The following is an 11,361-nucleotide window of genomic DNA, read 5'->3' as shown; positions in this document are numbered from 1 at the left end:
TCGGCCTGGTATCAGTTCCAGTACTGCTCCGTCAGCACTATGTGCCCCTCACTGGCGGGGTGATTCGGGTCGGAGACAAAGACATTGGCATGCCCACCACGCGCGGCTGCTTCACCGAGCACAGCTCCTTCGAGGGCGTCGACCTTGCCATCGGTAACAGTTATCGCGGAACCAGGCGCCAACCAGACCCCCCTCAGCGAACCTGGAACGATGTTCGCAATCGCATCAGGAATCGGGCTCGCCGCCAATGCCGCGGTTTCCGCATTCGAGAGCGACAGACCGATCCGGCCATGTTCCGGTTGCACGATCGGAGTTGCAGCAGATGCCACGCCGGCGCCGAGAACACCGATCAGGGCGATACCTGCGGTGAGGGTTCCGGCAGTGGCCAAGGTACGAATCTTCATGATTTCTCCTTTGTGAGCGTGATGAGTAACCACCCAGGGACGGGACGGATCAGGAATAGTCGCCAGCAGCGCCGGCGAAGTCTGCGTGGGTTAGAGCCAGGTGGGATCGGAGTACACGAACAACGTGTTGTCGGACGTCGCCGTCGACACCGAGAGTTGTGCGTACGAGCGGATCGTCACCGGCCCCATGCACGCATCAACCTTCACGTGCACGTTCTCCGCGGTGATCGACGCCTTCGACGACTCGAGATCCTTCTTCCCCAACGGAATCGTCGTGATCGTGCCCGGCGCAATCGTCGACTGAATACTCGGATTCACCGACGCATTCACACCCACGTTCGCCGACGGGACACCCGAAATACTCACACCGACAGACGGACCGAGCGAAAAGCCAAGCCCCAAGCCAAGTCCGGAGGAAACATCGATCTGGCAGCCGATCTGCAACCCCTGCTCGACATAACCGGTCTTCACCGCCGAATCACCCGCACCACCGATCGTGCCGGTCACCTTCGCCGACACGAACCCCTCACGGGTGAACGCCGTCGTCGCCAGATTCGGCACCGGGTTCGCCGACAGTTTCGTGGCGGCAAGATCCAACGACCAGCCGTCATCGGTGACCGTGCTCGCGAATTTGTCCGCCAACGCCGTCGGCGTTGCCGATGCGCTCCCTGCGAAGACCACACCCGACGACAGCGCGGCAACCGCACACGCCGCGAGCCCTACCGCGGCCCTCGATCGACGATGGGATACGCCGTTTTGCGATTCGATCGACATGAACTGCTCCTCCACGTGACACAGCAACCAGAGCGGTAGCCGACAACTAACTGAATTAGTTACCGGACGGTACCAATCGTCCTGTTTGCCCGCCAGTGCGCCATCTCCCACATCTTGGATTTAGGGTGAACTTTCGGTAACAGATATATATCGACAGGCTTATCAGCAGCGAAAAGGACCTAAGTCCCACTATGAGCAAGGTCACCGTTTACGGACGACAAGATCCCTCAGAAACAGTGCGGCAAATCGAATTGAATCCGCATTTCGCGGGCCTCAGAGCAGTTGAAGACCGAAAGTGCGGGCATCAAGCCAGTGCGCGTACTTGAATATGAAACCAACAGGCATTACTTGGCAATCAATCGTGTAGTACGGCGCCCGAACGGGGCCTGGGAGCGCAACTCTGCACAGCTCACGCGGAGATACTCACTTCGTGGTCGGCGCGAACTCGTCGGACCCAACGGCATCGCATCGTTAGCTTGTCAATCACTGATTCGCGCAGGCGACGCACACAAGTAGTACGCAAGTACGAGAAAAGGCCCTGACCAAGACCGGAGTCCTTGATCAGAGCCCTACCAACTCAGGGTCGAACGTTATGCCGGTTCTCTCATGATGCCGAGATGCCGAGCAGTCCCGGACACCCCAGGAACCTCTTGCACAGGAGACCAGGTGTTCAGCCCGTCCGTGCTGTCGGAGTAGAGATACTTTCCTTCGGTATAGGCGTCGAGATAGATCCGCCAGTCGCCGCTCGGCAACTGAACCACGGCCGGACCTTCGACAAGCGAACCCCAATTCCCGGGCGGGACAAACGAATAAGGTCCCGTCACCGAAGGAGCGACCGCATGCTCGACGACCTTCTTCGTCTCGTTCTTGGTGAACGCATGATAGGTCGATCCGACTTTGACCACGGTGGTGTCGATGTGGTCCGCACCGATCCCGGCGAGCGGAACAGGCGGGCTCCACAACCGGAGCGACGGTTCCAACGCCGTCATCAGATACGGCACAAATCCTCCACCGGTCGACATCGACAGGATGACGTTGACGCGATCGCCGTCCACAAACCATTCAGGCGCCCAGGCCTTGGTGACGAATGGTGACAGCGACGGTCCGTCGCTGAAACCAGCCGAACCCGAGAAGCCCGGGGGGCTCGCAGAACCGGTGCCATCTCCCGTACCGGGCAACAAGGCGCAGCAAAACGGAACCGGATAGTTCCCCAGCGGCGTCCAGTTGATGCGGTCGCTGCTGCGTGCGAACCCGATGTTCGCCCCACCACCCGTCGTGTAGGTGAGGTAGTACACCCCGTCCGTGTTCCGGAAGATGCTCGGATCACGCACGAGCCCAGATGGCGGCCTGTACGCCGACTGCTGGACGAGCTGAAAGCCGGTGCCGTCGGCCGACTCGTAGACATCCATGTCGCGGTCGCTGGCATTGCTGAACGCCACCATTGTGTATTTCCAGTCAGGCGGCGGCGCGGCGCTGCTGGCAGGGGCTGCGACCAGCAACCCCGCGACGACGAGGATCACCAGCGATACAACAGAAAGGCCGGTCCGTTTTGTCGGAATCACCGATGAAGTATGTATGACAGCAGGCCCACCATGGGTAACTTCGGTCGGAGGCAGAGCAGGATCGTTACCTAAGTCGATTCGTCTTGTAGTGACGGCGGGACGGCGGCAGGTCGGCCGTTAGCATCACGCCATGGAACTTGGGGTGCATTTCGCGCTGTCAGACAGCGTGGCAGCGGAACTTCTGGACGCGCGCGGCGACGACGACAAACTCGGCGCTGTGGTCGAGGACATCGAGGAGACGGGCCGATCCGAGTTCTCGTGCGACACGGACAAGGCGTGGGATCCGATCCTGTGCGCCCTCTCCAGCACGGGGTACGAGCGCGTGTCCGAGAACTGGCCGGCCTACGGCGTGATCCTGGGGGACGAAGACCTCAACACCGACACCGACGACCAACTCGTCACCTACCTGGCACCCGATCGGGTCGCCGAAGTCTCCTCGTACCTGGCGGAAATCACCGAATCCGAGTTCGGCGTGCGCTACGACGCGATGCCGCTCGACGACCGCAACCCGGAGTACGGCTCCGACGAGCGCGGGTACGCCTGGGGCTGGCTTCAGGAAGTGGCGGACTTTTTCCAGCGCGCGGCCCGAGAGCGTCGCCACGTGGTATTCACCGTGCGGTTCTGACAGTCGAGAGCCCACTGCCGAAGCAGCGCGCCCTCGAAGAAGGAAAGACCGCTTGACAGTGGCGCTCAACTGCGGAGGACCCTCTGCGCGGGTTCTTGCTCTGACAATTCCTGTGCCGCAGCGTTTCTGGGTGACCGAGTGCGTGTCCTTCTCGCAGCCAGACTGACCAGTAACGGAAACGTAACGACGGCCCGGGCGCTTCTCTGGCATTCACGATCTTGACCAGCAATTTCACTGAAACAGTTTATTCTTCAACGGATTTCCAGTAGTGAGCTGCATCTCAAACCAACCCAATGGATTGCTCATTGTTTGCAACATGTCGTTGACTGTTACCGGAAGAATCAGACAAAGTGGCCCGTGGAGGCGCCAACTCGAGTGGGCCACCGACGAGGGAGAAGCCGAATGACGCACCTACGCAGGATGATTACCGCGGCCGCATTGATACCTGCCGGTATCGCAGCCATCGCACTCAGTGGCGCGGGCGCAGCATCAGCTGTTACTCCGATCGCCGACAACGGGCGCATCGGCGTGCAGCTGAACCAGGGTGAGACGGCATTGTTCGGCCAGCTCAATGCCGGCGCTGCGATCGAAAGCATCACTAACTCCACCCAGATCGGCGTGCGCCTCGCACCAGGATCGCGCTTCGAGAGCGGCCCCAACGTCGTCTGGGGACGTCTCGACCAGTTCGCCAACGAAGCAGCCTCCCGTGGTGGAGAAATTTCTCTCGGCGTACTCAACCCGGCGAGGGGTTCACAGCAGTTCTTCTTCATTCAGAACTGGTAATACCCTCCGCCGTCGAATTGATGCTTCGCTCTTCCTGTGGCGGGGCGGAGTATTTTTCGTTTCCCGTGGCCACGTTCGTCGCCGAGTGTTGAACAGGCGACGTTATCCCGGACGACTTTTGCGAGGACTGCAATCGGGCACCGATGCGTGCGGGAATTCCCTGTGCCGCTGCGTAATAACGCATCCACAACCGACCCCTGAGGCGAACGAATGAGGTGGACTCGGCGCACCTCTTTTATTGAAAATGAAAATCATTTTGACGGAGGCAAGTGGATGGCATTCAAACTTAACTGTCCAGACGAGACGGATCCTCGAAAAGTGGGATGAGCTGCAGACTTAGGCGGCGTTGCCGTGCCGGTCGCTCTGCTCCATTACGTCCAGTTCGTCTGAGACGACGTCACGAGCGCTTTCGAATACTGAAAGTAACTTCTTCTGTTCCGAAGACAAGGTGACACGCCAGGCAGGCATACGGACGCCTGCGCTGCTGTACAGGTAGTCGGTTTTACCTGGAATCATCAGGATGTGGTCGTGTTCCACTGGGATGCGGTAGGCGAGGTAGTCGTGATCGGTGATCAGGGCAAATGGATGGCCGCCCTCGAAGGCGAAGACGTCTGAACCGTCAGCCTGCGAATCCTAATCTGCTCCCGCATCACAATAAGCAACTGCTGGCCAGTGTCACTTGACATGACACTGGTCGCGCAAGTGAGTCAAAGCCTGCCTTGATTAGTCGCCCCTGGACCGAGAAAAGAGACTACGGAAGCAAGTCCAAGAATTCTTGAATAACTTCTCGCACCTCCGACTCATTTTTGCTCGAATTCGAAGGATCATCCTGGTTAATTGCATTCATTATTTCAATTTGACCCCAGGCCCCCCTCAGGGTTTCGGAATCTGATGCACGCTCCGATTCACGTTCTCTGACGTACCTCTCGAATATTTCAACTAGCGCATGCAGGGATATTTTTCCGTCACAATAATCACGATTAACCTGCTCAGCTTCCAGGCGGTAAATTGATTGATCCGTCATGTTTTTCACTTTCCCGATAAATTGCCAAATGAGGTGGCCACAACTCTGCCCGTTTCATTGATGATAACTGATAGGTTGTTTATCGAATCATAGATCACGGTCGTGTTTCCTCTGCTCGGGGTCGCCAACCCTTCACGAATGGCCTGTTCAACCAGGGATGGAAGTATGCCGCGCTCTTGCATTCGGTCGAACGCATGCCCCGTATATTCACGACCGTTGACTATTCCAGGACGATTGGTTCCGGGCTTTACATTTATTTCGCGATCTCCGCGCCCACCCACAGGCGTCGAGGCCGGTCTGTCTCCGACGGGAATAGTCGGATCGCTAGGGGCTCTATTCCCGGCCTCACCGGCGGTGGCGGCTGCCCTGCGACCTGCGGCTTCGGCGTCTGCGGCGGTTCCGCCGCGCCGCAGAACAGCCTCCACCGCTTCTTGCACGGCAGCTCCGCCGACTTTGCCTCCTGTGCCTACGATCGGAAATGAGGGAGACGATATTTGCTGCTGCGGCAGCGATCTCAGCCGGAGAATGCTCGGGTGAAGGCTGTGCTCGTTGGCCGCGATTGAAGCCGAACGGATCGACGGCGGCATCGTGCACGGGGACTACGAGGAAGTTTCGCCACGCGTCTCCGAGCGTTCCGACGCTATCGACTGTTGTGTCGACGGCACTTTCCCCGACACCCCACGCGGTGTCCCATACTTTTTGCGGGAACGATCGGTCGTCGGGCTCGTTCGGATCTGGCGGGATCGGCACATTGCCGGTGAAACCGGCAGGCACGTCCCCGTGCGCTTCGGCAAGCTGGTTCGCAGCTTGTTGACGTGGACTGACAGTGGGTTTGGGGCCCCGACTGGTCACCAAACTTGGACCATCCGCCCATTGGTGACAGTCGAGCAAACGTGCAAACAAGGCACGATCCGGAGCATTTCAGCAGATTGAATGCAACGTGGTCTCTGGCGATATGGCCACGCAAACTTATTGAACGGTCAACAGTTAATTGGTGGCGCGCAGCTCATTCGGACACCAAGCGCAAGGAGGCCGCGTAAACCACGAGCCCATCTAGCCAAGGAGGGAATCGAATTGACCACCAGCCGCACGATGCGATCACCTGGAACTCTCGTCGCCGAGCGCCGCAATGGCTGATCGTTCACCACAGCACAACGAGAACCGGCAGATTGCCGCAACATCGGACGTAGCACCGAAGTGGCGAAGCCATTGCTTCACCCGGCGACCCCAGGGCGGCAAAGATTGCTACACATCCGACTCCTCGACGCTCCTGCGCTTCGTAGGGCACGAAAAAACCCAGCCCACGCTTTCGCGCGGGCTGGGTTTGAACAACGAACATTTGGCGGAAGCGGAGGGATTTGAACCCCCGGTGGGTTTAACGCCACGCTCGCTTTCAAGGCGAGTGCATTCGGCCGCTCTGCCACGCTTCCGTGGGCGATCCTATCGGGTGTTCCCACGGACCGCGAAAACGGCTCCAGAAGTCAGCGCTCGCCGATGGCTTTGTCGACCTTCTCGAAGACGTCTGCCAGCACGTCCAGTTCCTGGGGAGTCAGCAGATCGACCAGATTGTTCCGCACCCCGGCCACGTGAGTAGGCGCTGCCTCGGCGAGGCGACGCCTACCCTCTTCCGTGATCCGCGCGAGCACGCCGCGACCATCTTCGACGCAGGTGTCTCGCACGACGATGCCCTGAGATTCCATCCGCCTGATCTGGTGCGTGAGGCGACTCCGCGAAGACAGCACGCCGTCTGCCAGGTCACTCATCCGCAACGACCCGTCAGCTGACTCCGAGAGCATGACCAAAATGCGGTAATCGGCCAACGACAGGTCGTGTGAATCCTGCAGTTCGCGGTTGAGAACCTCCATGAGGCGCTGATTACCGTCCATGTAGCCGCGCCATGCACGCATCTCGCATGGCGTCAGCCACGGTGTCTCACCGTGCGCCGCCTGCGATGTCTCCTCGGTTGTCGCTTCAGCTGTCACAGGTTCCAAGTTTAGACCTGTGTCCGCCCGTCACAGTAAGACTCACCCTAAAGTCACGAATTGGACATCAGGATCGAACGGTCGATTTCGGCAACCGATGCCAGCCCCGCCAGTCCCATAGTGAGATCCAGGTCGGCCAGGAGACTGCGCAATGCATGACGCACTCCGTCCGCTCCGGCCAATCCCAACCCGTACACCCACGGCCGCCCGTACAGCACTGCGTCGGCACCCAAGGCCAGAGCCTTGATTACGTCTGCGCCACAACGAATTCCGGAGTCCATCAGGATGTCCACCTCATGCCCCACCGCATCAGCGACGGGACCGAGAGCGTCGAGTGCCGAAATCGACCCGTCGACCTGACGCCCACCATGGTTGCTCACCACAATGCCGTTGGCGCCGGCCGCGACGGCCTCACGTGCGTCGTCGGGATGGACAATTCCCTTCACTGCGATCGGAAGTGTCGTCCACTGGCGAAGTTTCGCGATATCCGCGATCCGCACCGCATGGTTACCGAACAACGACACCCACGTGAGAACCGCGATCTGCAGCGCTTCTGCGCTCTCCTCGGGCGGCGTCGCCAGTTTGGCGCGGAACACCGGATCCGACAGATAGTTGGCAATACCCTTCGCCTGCAGGAACGGAAGGTGGCCGAGCTCGAGATCCCTTGGACGCCAACCCATACCGGGAGTGTCGGCAGTCAGGACGATAGCCTTCGCGCCCGCCGTCTCCGCTCGGCGGACAAACGACTCCGCAAGTTCGTCGTCGGCCGGCCAGTACAGCTGGTACCACCAGTTCTCGCCGGAGGCCGCCGCTACGTCTTCGATGGTCGAGGATGCCGCCGTCGAGAGAATCGATCCGATCCCCAACTCGGCAGTGACCGAACCGACCGCAACCTCGGCGTCGTCGTGGACCAAGCCGAGCACGCCCACCGGAGCCGTCAGGATCGGTGCAGCCAACCGCGTCCCCAACACCTCGACGCTCAGATCACGCGCGTCGGGCGCCGCAGTCCCCCGCAACATCCGCGGCACGATCGCATGCTTGTCGAACGCCCGCAGATTCGACACCGCGGTTCGTTCGGTCGACGCGCTACCGGCGATGTACCCGAAGGCCTCCGGTGAGAGTTGCTCGCGCGCGGCATCTTCCAAGCCTGCCGCAGTCATCGGCAAAGCCGGCTTCGCGCCGCTCAGTCCCGTCAGATAAATCTCGTTCTGCATGTTCCCGAAGTAAGTCACGTCCGCGACGGTAGCGGCAAAACACCCGTCAGCGGGGAGATTCGCTAGCGTCGTATCCATGTACGCCATAACGATCGATCAGCCCGGCGGTCCCGAGGTCATGAAATGGGCGCAGCAGCCCGATCCTGAACTACCTCGCGGGCACGTACTCGTCGAGGTCGCCGCAACCGCGGTCAACCGCGCCGACCTGCTCCAACGTCAAGGCTTCTACCCGCCGCCGCCCGGCGCGAGTGACATTCTCGGCCTCGAATGCTCGGGTGTGATCACCGAACTCGGCGAAGACGTCACGGGTTGGTCCGTCGGCGACGAAGTCTGCGCACTGCTGGCCGGCGGCGGTTACGCCGAGAAGGTCGCGGTCCCGGCAACACAACTTCTCCCGGTTCCCGCGGGCGTCGATCTCCGTGTCGCAGCGTCTCTGCCGGAAGTTGCGTGCACGGTGTGGTCGAACGTCGTGATGCGCGGCGGCCTACGACGCGGACAGGTACTACTCGTCCATGGCGGTGGCGGCGGAATCGGCACCCACGCCATCCAGGTCGGCAAAGCCCTCGGCGCCCGCGTCGCAGTTACCGCGGGTTCGGAGGACAAATTGAACCGCTGCCGCGAATTGGGCGCGGATATTCTCATCAACTATCGCGACAGCGACTTCGTAGCATCACTCGCCGAAGCCACCGACAACCACGGCGCCGATGTGGTTCTGGACAACATGGGAGCGTCGTACCTCGGGCGCAACGTCGACGCACTCGCCATGGACGGCCACGTCGTGATCATCGGAATGCAGGGTGGCCGCAAGGGCGAAGTCGACATCGCCAAGCTGATGGGAAAGCGCGGAAACATCACGTCGACGGGCCTGCGCGGGCGTCCGCTCACCGGCCCAGGCGGTAAAGCGGACATCGTCGCCGACGTCCGTGCGAAGTTGTGGCCGTTGATCGCCGATGGATCGGTTCAACCGATCGTGTCGACCGAACTTCCGATCACCGAGGCGCCATTAGCCCATCAGTTGCTGGATTCGTCGGAAACCGTAGGCAAGGTCATCCTCACCGTGAAGTGAGCCGAGCGGGATCGATCAGCCCAGGGCGCCGAGTTCGGCGACCAGCTGATTGATCTCGTACCGCGTCGTATACGGCGCAAGGCCGACGGTGACCGCGCCGCCTTCGTCGTTGACACCGAGGGCGTCGAGCAGCCTGGAACCACCATGCGTACCGCTGACCGTCGCGATGCGCTTGTCGGCCAGGTGCGCCGCGACCTTGTCTGCCGCCATCCCCTCGAGTGTGAAGCTGAGCGTCGGCACCCGCGTGGGTGCGCCGCCGATCACCATCACGTTGGGCAGGGCTGCGAGAGAACGCATGAGGTGATCGAACAGACCGTCCTGGTAGTCCTGCAGCGAGCTGATCGAGGTTTCGAGGCGCTCACGCCTGGTTCCCGTTGCCGATTCGTCCAAGCCCGCCAGGAAATCGATCGACGACGTGAGACCGGACAGCAGCGCGAACTGATGACCGCCCACCTCGAGTCGCTCGGCGCCACGCGCGTACGGGTTGAGCGACACGGCCGGAATCCGGTCGAGCAGTCCGGGATCGCGGAAGACGAGTGCGCCCACCTGTGGACCGCCCCACGACGGCGCGCTGACGGCAACGATGTCCGCCCCGAGATCAGCCATGTCCACATGCGCATATGGCGCTGCACCGACGGCGTCGACCACCATCAGTCCGCCGAATTCGTGCAGACGATCAGCTGCGGCACGGACGTTCGGAGCCGAACCGACGACCGGCGATGCGGCCGTCAAGGCCACCAAGCGAGTGGTCGAGGTGATGAGATCGTTGAACTGCCAACTCGGGAGCTCACACGTTTCGATTTCGACCTCTGCCCATCGCACCTGAGCGCCGTAGCGACTGGCCACACGAAGCCAGGGCGCGACGTTCGCCTCTTCGTCGAGGCGCGAGAGTACGAGACCGGTTCCGAGGCCCAACCGCGAACTGAGCGACTCGGCGAGCCAAGCCAACAACACCGCTCGGTCTGATCCGAGAACGACTCCCGCAGGATCTCCGCCGACCAGATCCGCGACCGCGGTGCGCGCACTCTCGAGAATGGCAGCACTACGACGGTTCGAGACGTGGCGACCGGAGGAAGAAGATGCAGAGGCACGGAACGCGGTGGAGACCGTCCGCGAGACGGCGTCCGGGATCTGCATTCCGGCCTGCGGATCGAGGTGGATCCAGCCGTCACCGAGTGAGGGAATCAACCCCCGTACGCGGGCAACGTCGTAAGCCATGCTCGACACTCTAGGTGCAGACGCCCGCTTAGTCGAAGGCAGTCACCCAATTACCCGTCAGTACAGTTATTCGGTAGCTAACTTTTTGGGGGTTACGCGGCGTTTGTCGCCCACACACGACAAGATGGAAGCATGACGAACCCCGACAAAGAGCAGGTACTCGTTATCGGACCCGACGGTCGACCCGTCGCGATGCCGGCGGCCGAGGCAGAGGCCTCCACATCTGGCACCACCGAAGGCGCGGAATCCGAAGCCGAGTCCGTCGCCGAGATGGTCGAGCAGCCGGCGAAGGTCATGAGAATCGGCACGATGATCAAACAACTGTTGGAAGAAGTGCGCGCCGCGCCGCTCGACGACGCCAGCCGCAAGCGCCTCAAGGACATCCACACCTCGTCCATCCGAGAACTGGAACAAGGCCTGGCACCCGAACTCCGTGAAGAACTCGAGCGACTGAGCCTCCCGTTCACCGACGACTCCATTCCCTCGGACGCCGAACTGCGAATCGCGCAGGCCCAACTCGTCGGCTGGCTCGAAGGACTGTTTCACGGAATTCAGACCGCACTGTTCGCGCAGCAGATGGCAGCGCGCGCTCAGCTCGAACAGATGCGTCAGGGCGCACTGCCTCCCGGCATGAGCATCGGGGCTCCGCATTCGCCTGCCCATCCGGACCAACAGAGCCCAGGAACCGGCCAGTATCTGTAACTCGGAC

At 61.1% G+C, this 11,361-nt stretch carries 11 protein-coding genes and 1 tRNA gene; 4 read left to right on the top strand and 8 right to left on the bottom strand.

What is annotated here, in order from left to right; all coding sequences use genetic code 11:
- Positions 1–11: 11 nt before the first annotated feature.
- The 3 genes from BH682_RS01455 to BH682_RS01445 form a co-directional block, all read right to left on the bottom strand.
- The gene (locus tag BH682_RS01455; RefSeq protein ID WP_029254241.1) at positions 12–404 is read right to left on the bottom strand and encodes a hypothetical protein; all 393 of its coding nucleotides are present in this window, start codon (positions 402–404) and stop codon (positions 12–14) included.
- Positions 405–494: 90 nt separating this feature from the next.
- A complete protein-coding gene (locus BH682_RS01450; protein ID WP_020968149.1) occupies positions 495–1,178 on the bottom strand; it encodes an MspA family porin in 684 nt (227 codons plus the stop codon).
- A gap of 590 nt (positions 1,179–1,768) precedes the next feature.
- Positions 1,769–2,620, bottom strand: coding sequence for a glycoside hydrolase family 43 protein (locus BH682_RS01445; RefSeq protein WP_223304563.1), 852 nt, complete (start codon positions 2,618–2,620; stop codon positions 1,769–1,771).
- A 250-nt stretch (positions 2,621–2,870) separates the two neighbouring features.
- Here BH682_RS01445 and BH682_RS01440 point away from each other — a divergent pair, with 250 nt between their 5' ends.
- Together BH682_RS01440 and BH682_RS01435 are read left to right on the top strand one after the other, a co-directional pair.
- Positions 2,871–3,365 carry a DUF1877 family protein gene (locus BH682_RS01440; protein WP_019746449.1) on the top strand — a complete coding sequence of 165 codons (495 nt, stop codon included), beginning with the start codon at positions 2,871–2,873 and terminating at the stop codon, positions 3,363–3,365.
- Between the two features lie 402 nt (positions 3,366–3,767).
- Positions 3,768–4,148 (top strand): hypothetical protein, encoded by a 381-nt coding sequence (locus tag BH682_RS01435; RefSeq protein ID WP_020968146.1) that lies wholly within the window; start codon positions 3,768–3,770, stop codon positions 4,146–4,148.
- A gap of 751 nt (positions 4,149–4,899) precedes the next feature.
- Here the strand turns inward: BH682_RS01435 and BH682_RS01425 are convergent.
- The 4 genes from BH682_RS01425 to BH682_RS01405 all read right to left on the bottom strand — a co-directional run bounded on the left by BH682_RS01425 (position 4,900) and on the right by BH682_RS01405 (position 8,446).
- Entirely contained in the window at positions 4,900–5,172 is a 273-nt protein-coding gene (locus BH682_RS01425; RefSeq protein ID WP_020968145.1) for a hypothetical protein, read from the bottom strand.
- A gap of 1,340 nt (positions 5,173–6,512) precedes the next feature.
- Positions 6,513–6,602, bottom strand: a tRNA-Ser gene (locus tag BH682_RS01415).
- 51 nt (positions 6,603–6,653) lie between these two features.
- Entirely contained in the window at positions 6,654–7,079 is a 426-nt protein-coding gene (locus tag BH682_RS01410; protein ID WP_020968140.1) for a MarR family winged helix-turn-helix transcriptional regulator, read from the bottom strand.
- Between the two features lie 128 nt (positions 7,080–7,207).
- Positions 7,208–8,446, bottom strand: a complete 1,239-nt coding sequence (locus tag BH682_RS01405; RefSeq protein ID WP_044480920.1) for a lactate 2-monooxygenase — start codon at positions 8,444–8,446, stop codon at positions 7,208–7,210.
- On the opposite strand from BH682_RS01405, the gene BH682_RS01400 reads away from it, so the two are divergent.
- Positions 8,445–9,434, top strand: a complete 990-nt coding sequence (locus tag BH682_RS01400; RefSeq protein WP_075831828.1) for an NAD(P)H-quinone oxidoreductase — start codon at positions 8,445–8,447, stop codon at positions 9,432–9,434. The two genes, BH682_RS01405 and BH682_RS01400, sit on opposite strands and share 2 nt — an antisense overlap.
- A gap of 15 nt (positions 9,435–9,449) precedes the next feature.
- On the opposite strand, the gene BH682_RS01395 is transcribed toward BH682_RS01400, so the two are convergent.
- On the bottom strand, positions 9,450–10,652 hold the full coding sequence (locus tag BH682_RS01395; RefSeq protein ID WP_007731767.1) for a cysteine desulfurase-like protein: 1,203 nt from the start codon (positions 10,650–10,652) through the stop codon (positions 9,450–9,452).
- Positions 10,653–10,784: 132 nt separating this feature from the next.
- Here BH682_RS01395 and BH682_RS01390 point away from each other — a divergent pair, with 132 nt between their 5' ends.
- Complete coding sequence (locus BH682_RS01390) at positions 10,785–11,354, top strand: bacterial proteasome activator family protein (protein WP_003943894.1); 570 nt, start codon at positions 10,785–10,787, stop codon at positions 11,352–11,354.
- The last annotated feature ends 7 nt before the right edge of the window (positions 11,355–11,361 follow it).

This window comes from Rhodococcus sp. YL-1, from assembly GCF_001942025.1.
Classification (GTDB): Bacteria; Actinomycetota; Actinomycetes; order Mycobacteriales; family Mycobacteriaceae; genus Rhodococcus_F; species Rhodococcus_F qingshengii.
The sequence above is the reverse complement of the archived record's forward strand: the minus strand, read 5'-3'. Positions and strand labels throughout refer to the sequence as shown.